Source organism: Microbispora triticiradicis (assembly GCF_005864065.1).
Taxonomy (GTDB): domain Bacteria; phylum Actinomycetota; class Actinomycetes; order Streptosporangiales; family Streptosporangiaceae; genus Microbispora; species Microbispora triticiradicis.
In genome coordinates this window covers 428460-452810 of sequence record NZ_VANP01000001.1, presented here as the reverse complement: position 1 = coordinate 452810, position 24351 = coordinate 428460, and the positions used below count along the sequence as shown (strand labels likewise).

At 72.1% G+C, this 24351-nt stretch carries 17 protein-coding genes; 7 read left to right on the top strand and 10 right to left on the bottom strand.

Features of this window, described 5'->3' with window-relative positions; all coding sequences use genetic code 11:
• Positions 1-138 precede the first annotated feature (138 nt).
• Both FED44_RS02180 and fbaA read right to left on the bottom strand, forming a co-directional pair.
• Positions 139-561, bottom strand: a complete 423-nt coding sequence (locus tag FED44_RS02180; RefSeq protein ID WP_111700370.1) for a DUF3151 domain-containing protein — start codon at positions 559-561, stop codon at positions 139-141.
• A 101-nt stretch (positions 562-662) separates the two neighbouring features.
• Positions 663-1685 carry a class II fructose-bisphosphate aldolase gene (fbaA, locus tag FED44_RS02175; RefSeq protein WP_111700371.1) on the bottom strand — a complete coding sequence of 341 codons (1023 nt, stop codon included), beginning with the start codon at positions 1683-1685 and terminating at the stop codon, positions 663-665.
• Between the two features lie 177 nt (positions 1686-1862).
• Here fbaA and FED44_RS02170 point away from each other — a divergent pair, with 177 nt between their 5' ends.
• Together FED44_RS02170 and FED44_RS02165 are read left to right on the top strand one after the other, a co-directional pair.
• Positions 1863-2567: a DedA family protein gene (locus FED44_RS02170; protein ID WP_244301665.1), complete on the top strand. Its 705-nt coding sequence runs from the start codon at positions 1863-1865 to the stop codon at positions 2565-2567.
• Positions 2568-2646: 79 nt separating this feature from the next.
• On the top strand, positions 2647-3093 hold the full coding sequence (locus FED44_RS02165) for a hypothetical protein (RefSeq protein ID WP_138459552.1): 447 nt from the start codon (positions 2647-2649) through the stop codon (positions 3091-3093).
• On the opposite strand, the gene FED44_RS02160 is transcribed toward FED44_RS02165, so the two are convergent.
• Entirely contained in the window at positions 3065-3607 is a 543-nt protein-coding gene (locus FED44_RS02160; RefSeq protein WP_111700374.1) for an orotate phosphoribosyltransferase, read from the bottom strand. The genes FED44_RS02165 and FED44_RS02160 overlap by 29 nt on opposite strands.
• A 167-nt stretch (positions 3608-3774) precedes the next feature.
• Here FED44_RS02160 and FED44_RS02155 point away from each other — a divergent pair, with 167 nt between their 5' ends.
• Together FED44_RS02155 and FED44_RS37960 are read left to right on the top strand one after the other, a co-directional pair.
• Entirely contained in the window at positions 3775-6606 is a 2832-nt protein-coding gene (locus tag FED44_RS02155; protein WP_167521361.1) for a hypothetical protein, read from the top strand.
• A gap of 230 nt (positions 6607-6836) precedes the next feature.
• Positions 6837-8819 (top strand): NYN domain-containing protein, encoded by a 1983-nt coding sequence (locus FED44_RS37960; protein WP_262367108.1) that lies wholly within the window; start codon positions 6837-6839, stop codon positions 8817-8819.
• A gap of 25 nt (positions 8820-8844) precedes the next feature.
• Here FED44_RS37960 and FED44_RS02140 read toward each other — a convergent pair whose 3' ends face one another.
• From FED44_RS02140 to FED44_RS02130, 3 genes are all read right to left on the bottom strand, one after another.
• Positions 8845-9876 carry a MerR family transcriptional regulator gene (locus FED44_RS02140; RefSeq protein WP_138459550.1) on the bottom strand — a complete coding sequence of 344 codons (1032 nt, stop codon included), beginning with the start codon at positions 9874-9876 and terminating at the stop codon, positions 8845-8847.
• Positions 9877-9958: 82 nt separating this feature from the next.
• Positions 9959-10591, bottom strand: coding sequence for a response regulator (locus FED44_RS02135; RefSeq protein ID WP_138459549.1), 633 nt, complete (start codon positions 10589-10591; stop codon positions 9959-9961).
• Positions 10592-10594: 3 nt separating this feature from the next.
• A complete protein-coding gene (locus FED44_RS02130; protein ID WP_138459548.1) occupies positions 10595-14809 on the bottom strand; it encodes a HAMP domain-containing protein in 4215 nt (1404 codons plus the stop codon).
• A gap of 159 nt (positions 14810-14968) precedes the next feature.
• Here FED44_RS02130 and FED44_RS02125 point away from each other — a divergent pair, with 159 nt between their 5' ends.
• Positions 14969-16501 (top strand): PP2C family protein-serine/threonine phosphatase, encoded by a 1533-nt coding sequence (locus FED44_RS02125; RefSeq protein WP_244301664.1) that lies wholly within the window; start codon positions 14969-14971, stop codon positions 16499-16501.
• A gap of 28 nt (positions 16502-16529) precedes the next feature.
• Here FED44_RS02125 and FED44_RS02120 read toward each other — a convergent pair whose 3' ends face one another.
• Both FED44_RS02120 and FED44_RS02115 read right to left on the bottom strand, forming a co-directional pair.
• Positions 16530-18311 carry a S9 family peptidase gene (locus FED44_RS02120; RefSeq protein ID WP_111700380.1) on the bottom strand — a complete coding sequence of 594 codons (1782 nt, stop codon included), beginning with the start codon at positions 18309-18311 and terminating at the stop codon, positions 16530-16532.
• Positions 18312-18421: 110 nt separating this feature from the next.
• Entirely contained in the window at positions 18422-19237 is an 816-nt protein-coding gene (locus tag FED44_RS02115) for a putative RNA methyltransferase (RefSeq protein WP_138459902.1), read from the bottom strand.
• A gap of 54 nt (positions 19238-19291) precedes the next feature.
• Between FED44_RS02115 and FED44_RS02110 the strand changes: the two genes are divergently transcribed.
• Positions 19292-20023, top strand: a complete 732-nt coding sequence (locus FED44_RS02110; protein WP_138459547.1) for an MBL fold metallo-hydrolase — start codon at positions 19292-19294, stop codon at positions 20021-20023.
• 57 nt (positions 20024-20080) lie between these two features.
• Here the strand turns inward: FED44_RS02110 and FED44_RS02105 are convergent, their stop codons facing one another.
• Positions 20081-21238 (bottom strand): MFS transporter, encoded by a 1158-nt coding sequence (locus FED44_RS02105; protein ID WP_138459546.1) that lies wholly within the window; start codon positions 21236-21238, stop codon positions 20081-20083.
• 186 nt (positions 21239-21424) lie between these two features.
• Positions 21425-23677: an MMPL family transporter gene (locus FED44_RS02100; protein WP_138459545.1), complete on the bottom strand. Its 2253-nt coding sequence runs from the start codon at positions 23675-23677 to the stop codon at positions 21425-21427.
• Between the two features lie 162 nt (positions 23678-23839).
• On the opposite strand from FED44_RS02100, the gene FED44_RS02095 reads away from it, so the two are divergent.
• On the top strand, positions 23840-24313 hold the full coding sequence (locus FED44_RS02095; protein ID WP_244301663.1) for an NUDIX domain-containing protein: 474 nt from the start codon (positions 23840-23842) through the stop codon (positions 24311-24313).
• Positions 24314-24351: the final 38 nt, after the last annotated feature.

Below are 24351 nucleotides of genomic sequence, written 5' to 3'. Positions count from 1 at the left end.
GGGCCTCTTGCACACAGAGACTACCCGAGGGCCGCGCCGTCGGTGAACGGCGTCTTAACTCGCGAGACGGAGCCTCGCCGGCCCTCGCGTGCCGCTGTGTTCCCGGGCCGTCGTACCCGAGTCGTCGTTCCCGGGCCGTCAGGAGGCCGTGGCGAGCGCCTCCGCGGCGGCCGTGCTGCTGTCGCGCAGGAACTGGGCGCAGCGCTCGGCCTCGTCCTTCTCGCCGATCGCGTGGGCGGCCCGGGCCAGGGCGTTCAGGCAGCGCAGGAACCCCTGGTTCGGCTCGTGCTCCCACGGGATCGGGCCGTGGCCCTTCCAGCCCGCGCGGCGAAGCTGGTCGAGGCCCCGGTGGTAGCCCGTCCGGGCGAACGCGTACGAGGTGACGGCGTGGCCGGAGGCGAAGTAGTCGTCGGCGAGCGCGCCCCAGGCCGCGGAGTAGGCGGGGAAGCGCGCGGCCACGTCGGCCGCCTTGGCGCCCGACTCGAGCATCTGCCGCGCTTCGGCGTTGTCGGGCAGCAGGGTGGGCGGCGGGCCGGCGAGGAGGTTCTCGTGCGTTTCCATGAGCACAGTCTTACCTGCCGAACAGCCCGAGGGGTATGGTCCGGCCGGCGGGAACGGAAGATCGATACGAGAATGATCTTCAGTTCCCGCCGGTCCGCCCGCTACTTGAGCTTGGTGCCCGCGGACTTGAGGTGCTGGCAGGCCTCGACGATGCGCTGCGCCATGCCGGCCTCGGCCAGCTTGCCGTACGCGCGCGGGTCGTAGGCCTTCTTGTTGCCGACCTCGCCGTCGATCTTCAGCACGCCGTCGTAGTTGCGGAACACGTGGTCCACGATCGGACGGGTGAAGGCGTACTGCGTGTCGGTGTCGATGTTCATCTTCACCACGCCGTACGAGATCGACTCGTGGATCTCCTCCATGGCCGAGCCGGAGCCGCCGTGGAAGACGAGGGCGAAGGGCTTCTCCTTGCCGTACTTCGCGCCGACGGCCTCCTGGATCTCCTTGAGCACGCTCGGGCGGAGCTTCACGTGGCCCGGCTTGTAGACGCCGTGCACGTTGCCGAAGGTGGCGGCCACGATGTAGCGGCCCCGCTCGCCCAGGCCGAGGGTCTCGGCGACGGCCAGCGCGTCCTCCGGCGTCGTGTAGAGCTTCTCGTTGATCTCGCCGACGACGCCGTCCTCCTCGCCGCCGACGACGCCGATCTCGATCTCGAGGATCACCTTGGCGGCGGCGGTCTTGTCCAGCAGTTCGCTGGCGATCTGGAGGTTCTCGTCAAGCGGCACGGCGGAGCCGTCCCACATGTGCGACTGGAACAGCGGGTCCTGGCCGCGCGCGACGCGCTCGGCGGAGATCTCCAGCAGCGGGCGGACGAAAGAGCCCAGCTTGTCCTTCGGGCAGTGGTCGGTGTGCAGACCGACCGTCACCGGGTACTTCTCGGCCACCACACGGGCGAACTCGGCGAACGCCACCGACCCGGTGACCATGTCCTTCACGGTGGTGCCGGAAAGGAACTCAGCCCCTCCGGTCGACACCTGGATGATCCCGTCGCTCTCCGCCTCCGCGAAGCCGCGCAGCGCGGCGTGCAGGGTCTGCGACGAGGTCACGTTGATCGCCGGGTACGCGAAACCGCCCGCTTTGGCGCGGTCGAACATCTCGGCGTAGACCTCTGGAGTCGCGATAGGCATGCGAAGTCATCTCCTTCTGACGGTATGCGGCGTGGCCAGTATCCCGAAGGCCGGGCCGATCCGGAAAGCCGGGCCGGGTGGAGGCCGCCGAAAGCCGCGGTCATTGCGCGACCCGGGTTTTCCACAGCCGTTGTCTCTTCTCAGTCTCATCTCATCCCGGACAGGTAGGCTCGGGCCGTGGACGTGCTCTTGGACCTTCTTGACCCGAAGTGGTGGCTGGGAATGCTCGGCGCCTTCGCCACGATCGGTGTCATCGCCATCGTGTTCGCGGAGACGGGGCTGCTCGTCGGGTTCTTCCTGCCCGGTGACTCGCTGCTCGTGACCGCTGGAATTTTCAGTACCGTCGCGGCCGCCCAGGGGTTCGGGATCGCGCCGCTGTCACTGCCGGCCCTGCTGATCGGCGCGCCGCTGGCCGCGATCGCGGGGGCGCAGCTGGGCCACTTCCTGGGCGCGAAGGTCGGCCGGAGGATGTTCGACAAGCCGGATTCCCGGCTGTTCAAGAGAGAACACGTCGAGAAGGCGGAGCACTACTTCGAGAAGTTCGGCCCGGCGAAGGCCGTGGTCGTCGCGCGGTTCATGCCGATCGTCCGCACCTTCATGAATCCCGTGGCCGGCGTCCTGGAGATGGACGCGCGCCGGTTCTTCGTCTGGAACGTCGTCGGCGGCGTCGTCTGGGTCGAGGCGCTGCTGCTGCTCGGCTATTTCCTCGGCAGCAAGGTCGAGGGCATCGACAAGTACATCCTTCCCGGCGTATTCGTCGTCATCGTCCTGTCGATCATCCCCATCGTGCGTGAAGTGATGAAGAGCCGCCGGGCCGCCGTCGTCGTGCCGAAGGGCCGCCACCACGCCGGCGTGGAGCAGCGGAACCACCCCGGCGTCTGACGCGGGCCCGGCGATGAATGCCTGATGACAAGCGACAGGTCAGCACTGAACCTCCCGCACAGCCGCTACTCTCCGGATTGTGGGACGCCACAGGTCTGATCCCCTCGGAATCGCGAGGCTGGCACTCGTCGGCCTGGCGGTCGTGCTGCTGCTCGCCGTGATCGTGATCGGCGGCAGGGCGCTGTTCTCGACGTTCGGATCAGGGCAGTCCGGGGACCCCGCGGCCGTCGCGTCCTCGTCTCCGGCGGCCCGGCCCTCCGCGGCGACGTCCCCGCCCAGCGTGCCCACCGTACGGGTGGTGTGCCAGGCCGACCGGTGCCCGGTGTTCGTCCGGGTGCCGGGCGGCGACGTGCTGGTCGACCGGGACCTGGCCCGGGGCGAGCAGGCGTCCTACTTCGACCCCGAACTCGACGTCGTCCTGGACGACGCGAGCACGGTCGAGGTGTTCACGAACGGAGCCGCCAGGTCCCCCGGGCCGCCCGGCGAGCGGCAGGCGTTCAGTGTGCGGCGATCCCCAGGTCAGTGAGCGTGTAGGCGGAGCGGTAGGGCACCCCGGTCGCCGCCAGCGCCTCGTCGCCGCCCCGGTGCACGATCGTCGCGATGCCCACGACCTGCGCGCCCGCCTCGCGCAGCGCCTCCACGGCGGTCAGCACCGACCCGCCGGTGGTGGTGGTGTCCTCCACCGCGAGCACCCGGCGTCCGGCGACGTCGGGGCCCTCGATCCTGCGCTGCAGGCCGTGGGCCTTGCCTGCCTTGCGGACGACGAACGCGTCGAGCGCGCGGCCCCGGGCGGCCGCCGCGTGCAGCATCGCCGTCGCCACGGGGTCCGCGCCCAGCGTCAGGCCGCCGACCGCCTCGTAGCCGAGATCCTCGGTGAGGTCCAGCATGACGCGGCCCACCAGTGGCGCCGCCACGCCGTCGAGGGTGATGCGGCGCAGGTCGACGTACCAGTCGGCCTCCTTGCCCGAGGACAGCACGACCCGCCCGTGCACGATGCCCTTGTTCTTGATCTCGTCCAGCAGCTTCTCGCGGTCACTCATGGGCCTCAGCGTACGGCCGGCCCGGCGGGACGCTTCGCAGAGGCCGATGACTACGCAGAGTAAAGACGTGGCTGCGGTTTAGCCAGGACGCGGACTGCGGAATGATTGGCGATGCAACTCATCGTAATCGCGAGGTCGCAATGCGTAGACAAGTCCGGCTTACCGACGTGGAGCTGCTCGAAGCCGTCCGGGGAGGCGACACGGCGGCGTACGGAACGCTCTACCGGCGTCACTCCACGGCCGCCCGGTCCCTGGCCCGGCAGCTCACGCAGAGTGAGGAGGCGGTCGAGAACCTCCTCGTCGAGATCTTCGCGAGGGTGCTGGAACTGGTGCGGCGCGGCGGCGGCCCCGCCTCCGCCTTCCGCCCCTATCTGCTGGCGTCGCTGCGCCGGTACGCCGCCGCCGGGGTGGTCGACCTGGCCGACGGCGACTCCCTCTACGTGGACCCCGAGCTGAAGGGGCTCGAACGCGCGCCGCTCGCCCGCGCCTATCTCTCGCTGCCGGAGCGCTGGCGCATGGTGCTGTGGCATGTGGAGGTCGAGGGCGCCGACCCGGCGGAGGCGGGCCCGCTGCTCGGGCTCTCGGGAAGGGCGACCGTCGAGCTCACCGGGAGGGCCCGCCGCGCGCTGCGGGAGGCGTACGTGCGGCTGCGCCTGGACGGCGGTCCGCGCGAGGAGTGCCGGCCGGTTCTCATCACGATCCTGCGGTACCTGGAGAACGGCCTGCCGAAGCAGGAGGCCGCCGAGGTCGACGGGCACGTCGCCGAGTGCATCGACTGCCGGTCGGTCTTCCTGGAGATGGTGGACCTCACGCAGGGGCTGCGGGACGTCGTCGGCCAGCTCGTCGCGGGGCCGGCCGTGGACGACTACCTCGCGGACCTCGCCGCGCACACGCGGCACGACCAGGCGTCCGGCGGGGACTTCAGAGCGGGCGTCCGGGCGGGCGTCCGAATGGACGACAGCCCTCTGGCCGTGCTGCGGGCCGCGTACGACAGGGCCCGGGCTTTCGTGCGAAGCGTCTGGACGGGCGCGGTCGCGGTGCTCGGGGCCGCCGGTGACCGGGTGCGGGCGCCCATCCTGCGGCTGCCGGCCCTCGTGCAGAGCGTGCCGGCCTCCTACCGCGCGGTGCTGGGAGGCATCGCCGTGGCCGGCCTGGCGACGGCGGCCTTCCTGCTCGTCGCCGAGCCGACGGGCGTGCTTCCGGTGAGCGTCTCGGGATCACCGGGCCGGACGGGCGAGCCGGTCGGCCCCGCGACACCGGCCGGGACGGCCGCGATGCCGGAGCCGGCCCGGCCGGACGACCCGGTCCCGCCGCACCATGACAGCCGAGGGCACACCGGGTGGCCTCCGGCTCCCCGTCACTCCTCCGATGTCCGGGTGAACGCGGGGCACGCCCCGGCTCAGGAGGGCGTCGCACAGGGGGGTACGGCGCAGGAGGGCCGCGTCTCGGCCCCGGAACGGCAGCGGGTGCGCCGGCGGGTTCCCACGGTTCCGTACGAAACGGACCGCGACCAGGGCCGCCGGCAGGCCCACCAGCAGTTCCCCACCCGCCAGGAGGTGCGTCAGCGGGTTCCCGGGCAGGCCCGCGCCGGCGTCCGGGATCACGCGGAGCACGCCGGACGGAGCACCCGGCCCGGCGGCGACGGGACGACCGGGAGGCGGCACGCGGCGCGGACCCCGCACCCCGGCACGGTGAGCCGCGCCGAGAGGAGCGGGGAGGCCGGGCCGGTCGTCGCCGTCGACCCGCTCGGCGCCCTGCTGCGCGGGCAGCCGGGGCTCGTCGCCGTACGGCTGCGCGACGCGGGCCGCGCAGCCACGGAGGGGGAGAGCCGGGAAGGGAAGGACGAGGTCGTCGCGACCGTGACGCTCCCGCCGGGAGTCAGGTTCGTGGCCCGGAGCCGGTACGCGGCTTCCGGCGGGCATCGAGGCGGGCATCGGGACGGGCGCGAGAAGGGGGACGCCGGCACGGGGGACGGCTGGACCTGCACGGCGGAGGGCCGGGTCGTGCGCTGCGCCCGAGGGCCGCTGGCGGCCGGGGAGGTGACCGCGATCTTCCTGAAGGTGGCCGTGGCCGCGGACGCGCCCACGGGAAGGGCGTTCACGGTCCGGGTCCGCTCGGGGCGGACGGAGGCCGCCGCCCGATCGACGGCGGGAGTACGTGGGTCGGGTGTGGCGGCCCGGTTCGCCGCGGACGGCCGTCTGGTCACGCGGGTCGTCGGCAACACGCTCGTGGGCACCGCCGCCTCCACCGCTCCCGGTCGTGGCCCGGGCGTCAGCGTGCCCGTCGACCTCGACGCGGACGACTCGACGCCGACTTCGAGTTGCGCCGATCTCGCTCTGCCCGGGGCCGGCCGGGTGCTGTGGGCCGGGCTCTACTGGTCGGCGGACGGCAGGCGGGCGCAGCCCGCCGGGGACGTCCGGGTGCGTGCGCCGGGCAGCCCGGCGTACGTCACCGTGCGCGCGGCCGAGATCGCGCGGCGGAACCTGCCCACGGGTCCCGGTTACCAGGCGTTCGCCGACGTCACGTCCCTGGTCCGGGCCGCGGGCGGGGGCCGCTGGTGGGTCGCCGGGGCGGCCCCGGCGCGTACGGGGACGGTCCGGCACGCCGCGTGGGGCCTGGTGATGCTGGCCGTGGACGAGCGGCAGCCGTACACGCGGGTGGTGGTGCTGGACGCCGCGGCCGTCGTGGGGACCGAGGAGGAGGCGCTGCGGATCCCGCTCGACGGCCTGGCCCCCGGCGGCGCCCCGGCACGGATCGACCTGATGGTGTGGAACGCCGAGGGGGTCAGGGCCGGGCTCGCCACCACCGGCGGCCGGGGTCGTGGCGAGGACCGGGGGGAGGCGGGTGTCCTCTCCACGGGGGCCACCGGAGCCACCGGCGGTGTCGCGGTGGACTCCCTCCACACGCTGCTGGGACGCCGCCCCACGCTGCGTCTCGCGACCAGGCGGGAGCCGGCCTTCTTCGGGGTCGCGGTCGTGAGCGCGAGGACGTGGTCCTGACATATTCCGCCTCCTCGAGGGGAGCTTTTTCCGAAGGCGACCGATAACGAATGAGTGGCAGGTAATACCTGGACAAACTGGTACGGTCGGCGTGAACGCTTCCGATTCCAGGGGCCGCGGACGTCCCGATCTCCCACCTGGGGGCGAGGGTTGAATCGCCGGGAATCACCCTCGCGGGAACACACGCTTTGACTACCCTGAGAGAGCCACGTAAGGAAGGGCGGTGTCGCGTGGATCGCTGCGCGCTGTTCGTTGACGCCGGCTACCTGCTGGCGGACGGCGCGATGGCCGTCCATGGGACCCGCCATCGCGAGGCAGTCTCCTGGGACTATCCGGGGCTGTTGCGGTTCCTGACGAACCTGTCGCGAGAGCGCACCGGCCTGCCGTTGCTGCGCTGTTACTGGTACGAGGCGACCGTCGAGGGCCGCCGGACGCCCGAGCACGACGTGCTGGCCGACATCCCCGGTCTCAAGCTCCGCCTCGGGCGCATCCGTCCGGGCCGCCGGGAGGGCGTGGACGCCCAGGTCCACCGGGACCTGATGACCCTGGCCCGCAACAACGCCGTCTGCGACGCGGTCGTGGTCAGCGGTGACGAGGACCTCACCCAGGTGGTGAGCGACGCGCAGGATCTGGGCGTCAGGGTGACCGTCATGCAACTGGCCGCGGACGGCGCCTGGTCCGCCGCGCGCACCCTGCGCCAGGAGTGCGACGACCTCGTGGAGATCGCGGGCGCGCACCTGCGGTCGTACGTCACCCTGTCGACCGCGGTGGACACGAGCCTCAACACCGGCAACGGGCAGCACCAGCTCACAGCGGGCAACGGCCAGCACCACGGCAACGGCGTCGTCGCCCACGCCAACGGCTCCCACCCGCAGGGTTCGCAGCAGTACGGTTCGCAGTCACAGGCCGGCTACATCCTCGGCTCGCACACCCCCGGCCTTCCCGCCTCCGGCGGGCACGACAACGCCTCGTACGGCTCCGGCTCACGGAGTTCGGGCGCACACGGCGCCTCGACGCCGGGCACCTCGTCGCCGGACACTGCGACGCCGGGTCTTCCGGCATCTGGCACGCCGGCATCCGACGGGCTGCCACAGAGCGGCGGCTCCCACGGCTCCGGGGCACACGGCTCCGGGTCCCACAGTGCCGGTTCGCACGGCACCGGTTCGCACGGTGCCGGTTCGCGCGATTCGGGATCGCTCGGTCCGGCGTCGCCTGGAGGATCGTCGCTGGGCGGGTCGTCGCTGGGCGGATCTTCGCTGGGCGGGTCGCTCGGCGGCGGGGCCCACAGTACGGGCGCTCACTCGTCCGGCAGCCACGCGTCCGGGTCCGGCGCCCAGGGGTCCGGTGCGCACGCGTCCGGCACCGCGGGGCCGGGCGGCCACACGTCGGGGGGTTACCCGTCCGGCGATCACTCGTCGGGCGGCCTCGGGTCCGGTGCGCAGGATTCCGGCGCCCAGGGCGCGGGTGCGTTCGGTTCCGGTGCCCATGGGACCGGGGCACATGGTTCTGGGGTACATGGTTCCGGGGCTCAGGGGTCCGGTGCCCATGGTTCCGGTGCTCATGGTCCGGGCGCGCAGGGCTCGGAAACGCACAGTTCGGAAGCGCACAGTTCGGGAACCCACAGCTCGGGCGCGCATGGCTCCGGTGCCCACGGCGGCGGCCGATCCTCCGGGCACGCCCGTCCGGTGCTTCCGGCGCAGCCGTCCCCTCCTGCCTACAACGGCTATCCGCCGGAGCCCCAGCAGTCGCCGGGCCAGCCGCAGCAGCGTCCGGCTCCGCCGTCCCCGTCCATGCCGCCTCCGTCCATGCCGTTGCCGGCTCCGCCCGCGCCGCCCGCGGGTCAGGCGCCGCCGACGACCCCGCTGAACAGCCAGTACGCCTCCGGGCCCGTCGGTTACCCGCCCTCCCAGCTCGGGCCGTACACGGGTCCGCAGCCCGCGCCGGTGCCGATGCAGCCCGGGGGCACCACCACGCTGGCCGAGGCGGTGCAGGCCGCGCACAAGGAGGGACACGACTTCGGCGAGTCCGTGGCCAGGGACGCTCCCGCGCTCTGGCTGGAGGCGGTGCTCGCCCGGAAGCCCCGCATGCCGTCCGACCTGGAGGCCAGGCTTCTGCAGGGGTCGTCGCTCCCGATCGACTTCCTCCTCCACGACGAGGTCCGGCACGCGCTGCGGCGCGGCTTCTGGGACGCCCTGGAGCGGGCCCGCCGCTAACCCTCGCCGCTGACCCCCGCCGGGCTCAGTCCGGCATCCGGGTGCGCAGGGCCTCGGCGAACCAGGTGAGAGCGGGCGTCAGGTCGTCCGGCGGCGGCCAGCCGTTGACCACCGCGAGCAGCCGGGAGTAGGTCTGGCGGCGCGGGTCGTTCGCGGTCTCCAGCAGCGTGAGCAACCGGCGACGCAGGGTCGCGTCGTCCGGGCGGCGCAGGCTCGCGGCATATCGTGCGGTGACCGCGGCGAGGTACGGTTCGGCGCCGGGCGAGGCGGGATCGACGCCCGTCGCCAGCGCGGGGGCGACCTGGTCGCGGACGATCGCGACGGCGTCCGGACGTGGGGCGGTGTCGGGAAGCGGGGCGATGTCCGGACGTGCGGTGGTGTCCGGACGTGCGGTGGTGTCCGGACGTGCGGTGGTGTCCGGACGTGCGGTGGTGTCCGGACGTGGGACGGCGGGTGCGCGGTCGGCCACATGCTGCTCGGCGATGCGCCTGAGCGCGGCCCGGAAAGCGGGGTCGCCGGACAGCTCGGCCAGTTCGACCCAGGCCTCGACCTGCTCGGGTTCGGGGTCGTCGGGGAGTTCGGGGGTCATCGTCCGCCTGATCCCGGTCAGGTCGGTGTCCAGTTCACCGAAGGCGGCGTCGAGGAAGTCGTCGATCAGCCGCCGCCGTTCGTCTTCGGTGAGCCTGGCGAGTCTGTGCATCAGATCCATCTCCTCAGGGGTGGAGCCGCGCCTGGCCACCGCCAGCGCCACCGCGTGCCGCAGCCGCAGCACCCGGATCTGCGCCGCCAGCGCCTCGGCGTGCGCCGCCGCGACCTCGGCCAGCGTGGCGTCCCGGTCCAGGACCCTCCTGATCGTGGGAAGGTCGATCCCCAGGTCGCGCAGCGTGCGTACGAGGTCCAGGCGGGCCACGGCGTCGGCGTCGTAACGGCGGTAGCCGGCCGGGCTGCGGTCGGCGGGCGGCACGATCCCGCGGTCGGAGTAGAAGCGGATCGCCTTGACCGTCAGCCCGGTTCGCGCCGCCAGTTCGCCGATCGACCACGTCGTGTCGCCGTCCATGCCTCCAGCCTTCCGTCTCCCCCTACGGGAGACTCAACCCGGCGGGGTGACGGTCCGGCGGGGCGAGAGGGGCGGCTCGCCGTCAGGTGAGGGCGTCGAAGCCGGCCCGGAGGTGGGCGACCCGCTCACCGAGGTCGGAGATGGCGCCGTTCAGTGGTGAGTCGTCCGACCTGCCGGCCTGTTCCCGCACGCGGCGCAGGTCGTCCTCCACGGCGGCGAGCCGCTTGGCCAGTTCGGCCAGGACGGACGTCAGGTCGGTGTCGCGGCCTCCCGGCAGTTCACCGGCCAGCCGCTCGCGCAGCAGCGCCGCCTGTTCGGTGAGCCGCCGGTTCATGGCGTACAGCTCCACGAACACGGAGACCTTCGCGCGCAGCACCCAGGGATCGAACGGCTTGGTGAGGTAGTCGACCGCTCCGGCGGCGTACCCGCGGAAGGCGTAGTCGGGTGCGCTGTCGACCACGGTCAGGAAGATGATCGGGATGTTCCTGGTGCGCTCTCTCCGCTTGATGTGCGCGGCCGTCTCGAAGCCGTCCATGCCGGGCATGCGCACGTCGAGCAGGATGAGGGCGAAGTCGGTCGACAGGAGAGCCTTCAGCGCCTCCTCGCCGGAGCGGGCCCGTATGGGCACGACGTCCAGCGAACTCAGGATCGCCTCAAGGGCGATCAGGTTCTCCTCGCGGTCGTCGACCAGCAGGACCCTGGCGCGGTCGGGCATCGATCATGCCTCCTGGGAGTCGCGGGGCTCGGGGGCCGGCACACCCCTCGTCCGTTCTGTGCCCACGTTCCGCCCGCGCATGAGCCATCCGCGCAGCCGTTCGAGCAGCCGGTCCACGTCGACCGGCTTCGGCACGTAGTCGGACGCGCCCGACGCGATGCTCTTCTCCCGGTCTCCCCGCATGACCTTCGCCGTCAGCGCGATGATCGGGAGATCGGCGAACTGCGGCATCTTCCTGATCGCCGAGGTCGTCGCCCAGCCGTCCATCTCGGGCATCATGATGTCCATCAGGACGAGTGCCACGTCCTCGTTGCGTTCGAGCTGTTCGATGCCCTCGCGGCCGTTCTCGGCGTAGACGACGGTCGAGCCGTGCCGCTCCAGCACGCTGGTCAGCGCGAAGACGTTGCGGATGTCGTCGTCCACGATGAGGATCTTCGCTCCGGACAGCGGGTCGTCGCCCTGCCAGTCGTGGACGTGGCCGTCGGGGATCGGCGCGAGCTGCGCCATGGGCGGGTCGGTCGGGAGCGGGATCTCCGGGAGGATCTCCTTGATGTGCAGCTCGGGCACGTCCACCTCGTGCCCGTCCGAGGCCGCCAGCGAGGTGATCGCACCACCGTCGGACGCGGCGAGCGGCCCGGAGTAGCTCGGCGGCAGATAGAGCGTGAAGGTGCTGCCCGCCCCGGGCGTGCTCTGGACGTGGATCTCGCCGCCGAGGAGGCGGGCGATCTCCCGGCAGATCGACAGGCCGAGGCCGGTGCCGCCGTACTTGCGGCTGGTCGTGCCGTCGGCCTGCCGGAACTGCTCGAAAATCACTTCGAGCTTGTCCGGGGCGATGCCGATGCCGGTGTCGACGACCTTGAAGGCGAGCATCTCCTGCGCGCCCTGCAGCTTCTCGTCCACGTACGGCACGTCCCCGGGCGCGCGGGTCACCTCCAGCCTGACTTCGCCCTGGTGGGTGAACTTCACGGCGTTGGAGAGCAGGTTGCGCAGGACCTGCTGCAGGCGCTGCTCGTCGCTGCTGACGTCGCCGGGCACCGAGGGATCGACGTCGACGGTGAAGGAGAGCCCCTTGTCCCGCGCGAGCGGGGCGAACGTGGCCTCCATGTACTCGACCAGCGCGGCCAGCGACATGGCCTGCGGGTGGATGTCCATGCGGCCCGCCTCGACCTTGGACAGGTCGAGGATGTCGTTGATGAGCTGGAGCAGCGCCGAGCCGGCGTCGTGGATGGTCCGGGCGAACTCGACCTGCTGCGGCGTCAGGTTGCCCTCGGCGTTCTCCGTGAGCAGCTTGGCGAGCACGAGCAGGCTGTTCAGCGGGGTGCGCAGCTCGTGGGACATGTTCGCGAGGAACTCGGACTTGTAGCGGGACGACACCGCGAGCTGCTCGGCGCGCTCCTCCAGCGTCCGCCGGGCCTGCTCGATCTGGAAGTTCTGGATCTCGATGGCCCGGTTCTGCTTGGCCAGCAGCGCCGCCTTGTCCTCCAGCTCGGCGTTGGACCGGCGCAGCTCCTCCTGCTGGCGCTGCAGCTCGTCCGAGCGCTCCTGCAGCTCGATCGCGAGCCGCTGCGACTCGGTCAGCAGCGCCTCGGTCCGGGAGTTCGCCATGATCGTGTTGATGGTGACGCCGATGGTCTCGACGAGCTGGGTGAGGAACGCCACGTGCACCTGGCTGAACTGGGTGAACGAGGCCATCTCCAGGACGCCGAGCACCTTGTTCTCGAACAGGATCGGCAGCACGACGATCTGCGCCGGGTGCGACCGGCTGAGCCCGGTCTCGATCGTGATCGAGTCGGCCGGCACGTTCTCCAGGATGATCTGCTTGGCCTCCAGCGCGGCCTGGCCGATGATCCCCTCGCCCAGCTCGAAGCACGGCTTGGGGGACGACCCCGGCTGGATGCCGTACCCGGCGATGAGGTTGAGCCGGCCGCCGTCGTACAGGTAGCAGGCGCCGTGGCCGGCCGACACGAGCGGGGTGAGCTCGCTCATGATGAGCCGCGCGACCTCCATGAGGTCGCGGTGGCCCTGCATGAGGCGGGAGATCCGGGCCAGGTTGGACTTGAGCCAGTCCTGCTCCTGGTTGGTCTTGGTGGTCTGGCGCAGGGTGGACACCATCGTGTTGATGTTGTCCTTGAGCTGGGCCAGCTCGCCCGGGGCCTCCACCGTGATCGACCGGGTGAGGTCGCCCCTGGCGACGGCGCTGGTCACCTCGGCGATGGCGCGCACCTGCGTGGTGAGGTTGCCGGCCAGTTCGTTCACGCTCTCGGTGAGCCGCTTCCAGGTGCCCTCGACGCCCTCGACGCGGGCCTGGCCGCCGAGCTGGCCCTCCGAGCCCACCTCGCGGGCGACGCGGGTCACCTCGGAGGCGAAGGACGACAGCTGGTCGACCATGGTGTTCATGGTGCTCTTGAGCTGCAGGATCTCGCCTTGGGCGTCCACGTCGATCTTGCGGGTCAGGTCGCCGTTGGCGACGGCCGTGGTCACCTGGGCGATGTTGCGCACCTGGTAGGTGAAGTTGTTGGCCATCGAGTTGACGTTGTCGGTGAGGTCCTTCCAGACGCCTGAGACGCCCGGCACCCGGGCCTGGCCGCCGAGGCGCCCCTCGGTGCCGACCTCGCGGGCGACCCGGGTGACCTCAGCGGCGAACGCCGAGAGCTGGTCGACCATCGTGTTCATCGTGTCCTTGAGCTCCAGGATCTCGCCCTGGGCGTCCACGGTGATCTTCTTGGACAGGTTGCCCTGGGCGACGGCGGTGGACACGACGGCGATCTGACGGATCTGGGACGTCAGGTTGTTCGCCATGAAGTTGACGTTGTCGGTGAGGTCCTTCCAGTTGCCCGACACGCCGCGCACCTGCGCCTGGCCGCCGAGGCGTCCCTCGGTGCCGACCTCGCGGGCGACGCGGGTCACCTCGGAGGCGAAGGACGAGAGCTGGTCGACCATGGTGTTCATGGTGCTCTTGAGTTCGAGCATCTCGCCCTGGGCGTCGACGTCGATCTTGCGGGTGAAGTCGCCGTTGGCGACGGCCGTGGTCACCTGGGCGATGTTGCGCACCTGGTAGGTGAGGTTCCTGGCCATCGAGTTGACGTTGTCGGTGAGGTCCTTCCAGACGCCCGACACGCCCTTCACCTCGGCGCGGCCGCCCAGCTTGCCCTCGGTGCCGACCTCGCGGGCGACCCGGGTCACCTCGTCGGCGAACGCCGAGAGCTGGTCGACCATCGTGTTGAGGGTCTCCTTGAGCTCCAGGATCTCGCCCTGGGCGTCCACGGTGATCTTCCTGGACAGGTCGCCCTTCGCGACGGCGGTGGACACCACGGCGATCTGCCGGACCTGCGAGGTCAGGTTGTTCGCCATGAAGTTGACGTTGTCGGTGAGGTCCTTCCACGTCCCGGAGACGCCGCGCACCTGCGCCTGGCCGCCCAGCTTGCCCTCGGTGCCGACCTCGCGGGCGACCCGGGTCACCTCCTCGGCGAACGCCGAGAGCTGGTCGACCATCGTGTTGACGGTGTGCTTGAGCTCCAGCATCTCGCCGACGGCGTCGACGGTGACCTTGCGGCTCAGGTCGCCCCTGGCCACCGCGGTCGTCACCTCGGCGATGTCGCGCACCTGCGCGGAGACGCGGTCGGACATCGTGTTGACGGCCTCGGTGAGGTCGCGCCAGCTTCCCGACATGCCGCGCAGGTTCGCCCGGCCGCCCAGCCTGCCCTCGGTGCCGAGGTCGCGGGTGACCCGCGTCACCTCCGAGGTGAACAGCGAGAGCTGGTCGACCATGCCGTTGATGGCCTTGCCGAGCCGCCGCACCTCGCCCCGGGCCGCGCGGTCCACGTCGATCCGGCGGGACAGGTCGCCCTTGGCCACGGCGTCGATGACGTCGGCGGCGCCGCTGACCGGGGTGACGATCGCGTCGATCAGGTCGTTGACCGAGCCCACGCTCTCCGCCCACGCGCCCACGCCCGGTCCCGGGCTCAGCCGCTCGGTGAACCGGCCCTCCTTGACGACCTCGCGGCGCACCCGGGCCAGCTCGTTGGCCAGGTGCTCACGCCGGTCCGCCACCTCGTTGAGCAGCAGCCGGATCTCGCTGAGGATCCCCGCCGGGGCGTGGGAGACGCGCCGGCGGAAGTCGCCGTCCCGCCAGGTGATGAGGGTTTCGAGAAAGGGAACGAGATCGGATTCGGTGTAGGTCCGTTCGGTCCCGGCCAGTTCGACGTTGGCGGGCGACATCTAGCCTCCTTTACCCCGATCGGGGCTGACGCGACCAAGGCAGCGGCCGATACGGCCTTGTCCAGCCGTGGACTCCATGCCAGTCTGTCACGTTCCGTGGAGTGCGGGGCCCCCTTGCCTGACCCGGCGTCAGCCCGAAGTGTGGTAAGCAAGAAGGCGGTGGCTGTTTCCCCTCGTGCCGTTCTCGCCGCGTCCTTCACTCCGGGCGAGACGGCCGTACCCGACGCTAAGCGGTTCACGCGTGAAGTGATGACGGCGTGGGCGGCCCTGTCCGTGTGCCCGGAAGCCGAGCGGCTGGTGGGCGAACTCGTCGCGGAGGCGTCGGGAGGGCCCTTCGAGGTCGCCTGGCTGCACAACGGGGAGAGCATCCAGGTGGAGGTGCGGGAGAAGACGGACGGCTCGGACTTCGGGCCGCAGGCCGAGGCCGTGACCTGGGGTGTGACGTTCACCTCGGCCCTGCGCACCCGGTGGGCCCGGCTCGACCTGCCCGGCGGTGAGCCGGTGCAGAGCGACGAGTGGCTGCTGGAGGCCGCGCACGGCCCGGGCTGGCTCGGCTTCCTGGCGGACGCGAGCGACCTGCTCGCGGGCACGCTCAACCCCGAGATGGTGCCGGCGATCATCGCGCAGATCGTGGTGCCGCGCCTGGCCAGCTGGTGCGCCGTCTACACCGCGCAGGACGGCTCGGGCGACCTGCGCCCCGCGTACCTGTGGCACGCGGACGAGACGCAGATCGACGCCATGCGCGACGAACTGGAGGACGTCGCGCTGCCGGCCGACGACGGGCCCGCCGTGCTGCCGCTGGGTGAGTGGCAGGCGCTGGCGTACCCGCTGACCGCGCGCGGGCGGCGGCTCGGCGTGATGTGCCTGGGCCGGCGCGACCACTTTCCCGACGAGGCGATGCAGATCGCCGAGGACCTCGGCCGTCGCGCGGCGCTGGCGCTCGACAACGCCCGCCTGTACGCGCAGCAGGCGGCGGCCAACCGGGCGCTCCAGCGCAGCCTGCTGCCGCCCGACGAGCCGGACACGCCCGGCCTCGACTTCCACGTGATCTACGAGCCGGCCGGGGAGACCAACGAGGTCGGCGGCGACTTCTACGACCTGTTCCCGGTCGCCCAGGGCGTCTGGCGCTTCGCGATCGGCGACGTCTGCGGCACCGGCCCCGAGGCCGCCGCCGTGACCGGGCTGGCCCGGCACACGCTCCGGCTGCTCGCCCGCGAGGGGTACGGCGTGGCCGCCGTCGTGGGCCGCCTCAACCAGGCCATCCTGGAGGAGGGGGAGCGGGCCCGCTTCCTGACGCTGCTGCACGGCCAGATCAACGTCGTGCCCGAAGGACTCGACATCAGGCTCGTCTCCGCCGGGCACCCGGAGGCGATGCGGTTGCGGCCGAACGGCGACGTCGAGGTCGTGGCCTCGCCGCAGTCGCTGCTCGGGGTGTTCCCCGAGGCGAGGTTCCAGGAGGACGAGCTGCGGCTCACCCCCGGTGACGTGCTGCTCGGCGTGACCGACGGGGTCACCGAGCGGCGGTCGGGCGACCGGCTGCTGGACGACGATGGCGGCCTCGCCAGGCTGCTGGCGGAGTGCGCCGACCTGTCCGCCCGCGCCGTCGCCGAACGCATCCGCCGCGCCGTGCAGGACTTCGCGCCCGAGCCGAGCGCCGACGACCTCGCCATCCTCGTCCTGCGCGCCCCCTGACCGGCCGGCTCGCGCCGGTCGGGTCAGTTCAGGCCCCGCCCAGGGCGCGTACGGCGAACTCGATGGACGCCCCCATCTGCCGGATCCGCTCCTCGACCGCCGGCGTGCCGCCGGGCCCCGCCGCGTACCGGTAGAGGGACGCCTCGCGGCCGTGGTCGGCGAGGGCCCGCACGTACTGCTCCACCTGCTCCATCGGGCAGTGCGGATCATCGTCTCCCGCGATGATCAGCAGCGGCGCCTCGACCATGTCGGCGTAGGTGATCGGGGAGGACGCGGCGTACCGGTCGGGCACCTCGTCCGGAGAGCCGCCGAGCAGCGCCCGGTGCGCCGCGCGCAGGCACTCGGCCTCGTGCTCGTACATCGCCGCGTGATCGGGGATGGGCGTGGTCGCGATCCCCGCCGCCCAGGCCTTCGGCTGGGTGCCGAGCGCGAGCAGGGTCAGGTAGCCGCCCCACGCGGCCCCGGCGAGCACGAGACGGTCGGGGTCGGCGATGCCGTGCTCCACGGCATAGTCGCGCACCGCCGCCACGTCGGCAAGCTCGATGTGGCCGACGTCCCCGCGCAGCGCGTCGCGCCAGGCCGAGCCGTACCCGGCCGAGCCGCGGTGGTTCACCCGGATCACGGCGAAGCCGTTGTCCACCCACGCCGCCACCTGCGGCTGGAAGGAGTCGTCGTCCTGCCCGCCCGGCACGCCGTCGAACGCGGCCGGCTGGCTGTGCAGCAGGAACACCGCCGGGTACGGCGCGGCGGCCCGTTCCGGCCGGGAAACGAGGGCGTGGATCCGGCCGCCCGGGCCGTCCACGTCGATGTCCTCCAGCGGCACGGACGGCGGTGGCGTACGGCCGGGGCTGAAGACCACGTGGCCGTTGCTCGACCTGATCACCGGTGGGTGGGCCGCGCTCGACCACGCGTACTCGACGGTGCCGTCGGGCCGGGGCGCCGCCGCCTCGATCACCCCGTGCGGGCTGTCGATGGGGGTGAGACCCCCGCCGGCCAGGTCGTAGCGCAGCAGTTCGGTGCGGCCCCGGTGGTTGTGGACGATCAGCAGGGCGCGGCCGTCGTCGTACCAGTCGGCGGAGATCTCCCCGCGCACCCGCAGCCAGATCTCCCGCTGCTCGCCGGTCACCGGGTCCCACACGAGCGGCTCGCGGCGGCCCCGGCGCTCGTGCAGGACCAGCAGCCGCCGGTCGCCGGGCACGGGGGCGAAGCGGGCCGCGATCACTCCCTTGCCGGGCCCGTCGTCCAGTTCGGCGACCACCGACCCGTTCGTCTTCACGACCCGTACGGCCGGGTGGAGCAGGTCGCCGTGCTCGCTGTGGTTGACGGCGACGACCGCCCCGTCGAGGGACATGTCCGCGACCACGGCGTACTCGTCGTGGTGGTAGAGCCGCACCGGCTCGTCCCCCGGCCGGGCCAGCAGGATCTCGAAACCGTCCCGGGAGGAACGGCCGACCGCCGCGGTGCCGTCGGAGGCGAGCGCGAGCCCGCCCGGATGACCGGGCGGCAGGGACAGGGGCACGTCGGGACCGCCGTCGAACGGCTGCCGCGACCAGACGCCCTGCCCGTCGCCCTCGGCGTCGCCGAACCACCAGACCCAGCGGCCGGTCGGGTCGATCGCGCCGTACCGCGTGCCGTGGGGGCGGTCGGTGACCTGGCGGGTGCGCCCGTTCGACCGGTCCCAGGCGTAGATCTCCCAGGCGCCGGAGGCGTTGCCGCGGTAGACGGCACGGTGCGGCGCCTGCCGCGCCCACGTGGGCAGGGTCACGCGGGGTGCCCGGAACCTGGCCTGCCAGCGTTCCTCGGCCTTCATGCCGCCCTCCCCTGCGCTCCTACGGGGTCGCGTTCAGTATGTCCGGTGAGGCGTGACAATGACCGCTAAATGGGTGATGTCGGGCGAGGATTCCGCCCACAGAGGAAAGGTCAGGTGCGGGCGGCCCAGCGGGAGACGCGGAACGAGGCGCTCACCTCGACCGGGTCGGGCAGGTCGCCGATTTTCGCGGCCAGTTCCTCCGGGCGGGTGTGCCAGGCGCTCGGGCCCATGCCGACCACCGCCCCGACCTCCTCGTGCCCGAGGGAGAGCGCGAACTCCTCCGTCTCCTCGCCCTCCCGGGTGAACGCGCCACCCAGGCTCTCCTCCAGGCGGCGCTCCTTGTCCTCGTCCACCGACAGCAGGCCGAGCCGTTCCACGAGCGGGCGCAGATGGCCGGGGCCTGGCGTGACGACGACCAGCGTCCCGCCCGGCCGCAGGACGCGGGCGAACTCCGGCGCGTTGCGCGGCGCGAAGACATTGAGCAGCACGTCGACGCGGTCGTCGCCGACCGGGAGGGGCCGCCACACGTCCGCGACGACCGCGCCGACGCGGGGATGGGCCCGCGCGGCCCGCCGCAGCGCGTGCTTGGACACGTCGAGCGCGATCCCCACCGCGCCGTCGCCGAGCGCCGCCGCCAGGTAGTGGCCGGTGCCCGCCCCGGCGTCGGCGACCACCTCCGCGCCCGCGCACAACCGGGCGAGGCGGCGGGCCAGCGGACCGTAGTGGCCCGCGTCGAGGAAGCGCGCCCGCGCCGCCACCATGTCAGGCGTGTCGGCCGTGCCCGCGGGCCGGGTGAGCATGTTCACGTACCCCTGGCGCGCGACGTCGAAGGAATGGCCGCTCCCGCACCGCACCGATCCCCCGGCGAGGTGGGTCCTCGCCCCGCAGAGGGGGCAGGCGAGCAGGTCGATGACGTCGGCGAGCACGCCTCCATCATCCCGGCCGCCCGGGCGTCGTCGCACCCGCCGTATCGTGGTCGGATGCCGTACGAGCCGAGAGTAGTGGCCGGCGTCGAGATCACTCCGCTGTGCGACGCCGTGGGCCCGATGGGACCGCCCATCCGTAAACCGCTGCCGGAGATGTTCGCCGGCTCGTCGTTCGGGCCGGACGAGGAGTGGGTGCTCCACTTCCACTGCTTCCTGCTGCGGGCCGGGGGCCGTACGGTCCTGGTGGACACCGGCATCGGCGGCGCGGACTCACCCGCGACCTGGGCGCCCCTGCCCGGACGGCTCGGCGCGGAACTGGCCGCCGCCGGGGTCGCCCCGGCCGACGTCGACGTCGTGGTGGTGACCCACCTGCACAGCGACCACGCCGGCGGGTGCGTCGTGGACGGCGCCCCGGCCTACCCGAACGCCCGCTACCTGCTGCAGCGGGCGGAGGTCGAGTGGGCGTCCGGCCCGGTGCGCGAGCGGATCATCCTGCCGCTGGGGGACCGGGTCGACGTCGTCGACGGCGACGCCGAACCCGTCCCCGGGGTCCGGGTGCTGCACGCCCCCGGGCACACGCCCGGTCACCAGTGCGTGCAGGTGGGGGACGTGCTGATGAGCGGCGACCTCCTGCACCACCCGGCGCAACTCGCCGATCCCACGATCCGCTACGTGTACGACGAGGATCCTGATCTCGCCGTACGGACGCGCCGGAGCCTCCTCGCCCGAGCCGCCGTCCTCGCCCCCGCCCACTTCCCCCAGCCCTTCATCGCCCTGAGTAATTAATCGATCACCTCTCGCTTGTCTTGCCGCTATCCTGCTGCAGTGCCGGGTGGGTCCCGGTCAGGCGGGGGCCGGGGCGGGGGTGAGGGGAGCGGAGGCGCGGCGGCGGGCGCGGTAACGCATGATTTGGACGGCGCCGAGCAGCCAGAGGGGGTACTGCACGGCGAAGGCCCAGTGGTAGCCGCCCCGCAGGTCCAGTGCGACGCCGATGAGCGCGATCACGGACATCGAGGCGGCGAAGCCGCCGCCGTTGACGATTCCGGTGGCGACGCCGATGCGTTCGGCGGGGTTGAAGGTTCTGGCGTAGTCGAAGCCGATGACCGCGCCGGGCCCGTTCGTGGCGAGGGCCACCATCAGGAGCCCGAGCGTCCAGACGGGGGCGCGGCCGGGCCACAGCAGGACGAGCGTCCACGCGCCGGCCGTGATACCGATGATCGTCAGCACCATCCACGAGCGGCGCAGCGGGAAGCGGCCGGCGAGGTGGCCGAGCAGCGGCCCGCAGGCCATGGCGAGCAGGGTCAGCGAGGTCAGCAGCATCCCGGCCGTCCGGGGCGACAGGCCCTGGCCCTGCACCAGGAACGGATATCCCCACAGGAGGGTGAACGCCGCCGCCGACGACGAGGTGGCGGCGTGGGTCCACATCCCGAGGCGGGTGCCCGGCTCGGCCCAGGCGGCGCGCACTCCGGACGCCGCCGGAGCGCGTTCGGGCCGCCGGTCGCGCAGCCCCGCCCCGACCGCGACCAGGGCCACGCCGCCGAGCCCCGCCGCCCACAGGAAGGTCGGGGTCCAGCCGTACGCGTGCAGCGAGGTGATCAGCGGTACGGCCGACACGACCGCGCCGAACTGGCCGAGGATGCCGGTGAGCTGCACGATCAGCGGGTTGCGGCGGGGCGGGAACCAGACGTTCACCACCCGGATCACGCTGATGAACGTCATCGCGTCGCCGCAGCCGACCAGCACCCGGCCGGCGGCGGCCGTGACGAGATCGGCCGAGACGGCGAACAGCAGCTGGCCGAGGGCCATCACCGCGGCGCCGGCGAGCAGCATCCGCCGGGAGCCCAGGCGGTCGACCAGCACCCCGACGGGGATCTGCATGGCCGCGTAGACGAGCAGTTGCAGCATCGCGAGGGTGGACAGCGCCGTCGAACCGACCCCGAACCTCGTCGCCGCGTCGATGCCGGTGACGCCGAGCGACTGGCGATGGAAAACCGCGATCATGTACGCGAGTACACCGGCGGCCCAATAGATCAGAGCTTTTCGACTGTTCCCACCCGTATGCACCACGTAGACGCATTTTAACGTTGCATGCTTCTTGTCCCTTGTGTGACCCGGTGTGAGCCCGGACACGCCGACGCCGGGACGGCACCAGTGTCGACTGGCCGTCCCGGTGCGGGCTTCGGGTGATCAGACGAGGGCCGGGACCCGCTCCTCGGGAGTCTCGGGGGCCTCCTCGGCCGCGTCGTCCCCGTGGGAGAGCCGCGGGAGCCAGCCGAGCCAGCGCGGCAGGTACCAGTTCCAGTCGCCGAGCAGCTTCATCGTGGCCGGCAGCAGCACCGCCCGGACGATGGTCGCGTCGATCAGGACCGCCACCGCGAGGCCGATGCCCATCTGCATGAACGTCAGCAGCGACAGCGTGGCGAACGTCGCGAACACCGCCACCATGATGAGCGCGGCGCTCGTCACGACGGCCGCCGTGCTCCTGATCCCGAACGCCACGGCGTCCTCGGTGCTCATGCCCTTGTCGTACGCCTCCCTGATCCGGCTGAGGATGAACACGTGGTAGTCCATCGACAGCCCGAAGAGGATCACGAACAGGAACAGCGGCAGCCAGTTGGTGATCGTCCCCGTCGAGTGGAAGCCCAGCAGGCTCTCGCCGTACCCCTTCTGGAAGACCAGCACGAGCACGCCGTACGCCGCGGCGACGGACAGCAGGTTGAGCGCGATGGCCTTGACCGCCACGACCAGCGAGCGGAACGACACCAGCAGCAGCACGAAGGCCAGCAGCAGCACGAACGCGAACACCAGCGGGATCCTGCGGCCGAGCTGTTCGTTGAAGTCCATCGAGCCCGCGGTGTTGCCGGTGACGTGGGCGCCGGGGAGGGCGGCCGGCACGACCTCGTCGCGCAGCGTGCGGATCGCGTGCTCGGACACCTCGTCGGCGCCGGTGCCCTTGATGCCGATACTGATCTTCGCCACGGTCTTCGCGGGGTTGACGGCGACGGCGAAGGGCTCGTTGGCCTCGCCGGTGGCCAGCGCCCGCCGCTTGAAGTCCTCGATCTTCGCGGTGAACGCGGGCGTCGTCACGTCGGCGGCCTCGACCACGACGACCGCGGGCTCGTTGCCGCCGGGGAACGCCTTGTCGATCCGCTTGAACGTCTCCGCGATCTGGTAGTCGCCCTGCAGGTCGTCGATGGTCTGCGCACCGGTCTTCAACTGGAAGGCGGGGATCGCGAGGCCCACGAGCAGGCCGCCGGCGAGGAGCACCGAGACGAGCGGGTGCCGCAGCACCGGGCGCATGATCGCCCCCCAGACCCGGCTCTGGCCGCCGCGCACGCCGAGCACCCGGCGCCAGGTCACCCGGCCGCCGGTGACGACCCGTACGACGCCGTGGACCAACCGGGCGTCGATCTTGTCGCCGATCAGCGAGAGCAGGGCGGGCAGGACGGTCAGCGAGCCGACGACGGCCGTCAGCACCACGAGGATCGTGCCCTCGGCGAAGCCCATGAAGACGCCGTTGCCGGTGAGGAACATGCCCGCCATGGCGACGATGACGGTGATGCCGGAGATCAGCACCGCGCGTCCCGAGGTGGCCGCCGCGATCTCGATGGCCCGCTTCTTGCTCCGGCCCCTCGCCCGCTCCTCCCGCTCCCGCATGATGTAGAAGAGCGAGTAGTCCACCCCGACGGCGAGGCCGATGAGCAGCATGACGTTGCTCGTGGCGGAGTCGACGTGCAGGAGGTGGCTGGTGAAGGCCAGCAGGCCTGTCGCGGCGAAGATCGCGGTCATCGCGAGCGCGACCGGCACGATCGCGGCCAGCAGCGCGCCGAACGCGGCGAGCAGGATCCCGATCGTGATGGGCAGCGAAAGCTGCTCGGCGCGGACGAAGTCCTTGTCGATCGCCTCACCGATCAGCTTGCCCGCGCTGGCCGATCCGGCCTCCTCCACGCGCAGGTCCGGATGCGCCCCCTGCACCCGGGCCACCGCGTCGAGCACCGGCTGGATCCGCTCCTCGGCCGTGCCGCCGTCGCCCTTCATGTCGAACTGCACCAGCGTCGTCCGCCGGTCCTGTGTCACCGGCGACGGCTCCTTGTCGTACGGCGTGCGCACGTGCTCGACCTGGCCGGTGGCCTCCACGGCCTTCCTGACGTCCTCGACCGCCCGGCGGAAGGCGGGGTCGGCGATGGTCAGCGTCCCCGTGCGCGACTGGACCAGCACGATCTCGCCGGCCACGTCCTTGAACGCCGCGCCGTCGAGGATCCGTTCCGCCTGGCGGGAGTCGCCGTTCGCGGATTCGTAGCCGCGCATCTCCACCGTGCCGGCGGCGTTGCCCGCGACCGTCGCCACGGCGACGAACGCGATCCAGATGAGCAGCGCCAGCCAGCGGTGGCGTGCGCTCCAGCCGCCGATGGCGGCGGCGATGTTCCTGCGGCCTCTCATGACCTCCCCTTTTCACGACTGTCTCGACGGTAGAAGTCGATCAAGGGCGAAACATCGGGCGAGCAGACCAGATCGCGCGTACTGCCCTGGGCGTACACCGCTCCTCCCAGCGGTCTAGGGGACGTCCCCGACTAGGCTCAGGGACATGCGATCGGAACTGCGGTGATACCGGCGGAGGCCTTCTACGCCGGCCTGTTCAAGGTGGCCGCCGCGGCGGCCGGGTTCGTCACCGATCCCTCGGGCCGGGTCCTGCTCGTCAAGCCGGGCTACCGCGACCACTGGGGCTGGCCGGGCGGGCACGTCGACGAGGGCGAGTCGCCCGAGGCGGCCTGCCACCGGGAGCTGGCCGAGGAGCTGGGCCTCGTCCTGCCGGTGGGCCGCCTGCTCGTCGTCCACTGGGTGCCGCCGCTCGACGACCGGCCGATTCCGCTGGTCCACTTCCTGTTCGACTGCGGGGTCGTGGAGGACGGCACCGGCATGGTGCTCCAGGAGGAGGAGCTGGAGGACTACGGCTTCTTCACCGCCGAGCAGGCCGCCCCCCTCCTCCCGGCGTACCTGCTGGCCCGGCTGACCGCCGCGGCGCGGGCGCGGGAGAGCGGCACGACCGAGTACCTCGGCGGCTCCGTCCTCGAATAGTTCTCCTCCGCGTGGAAATGGGGTGGGCGAACGGAACG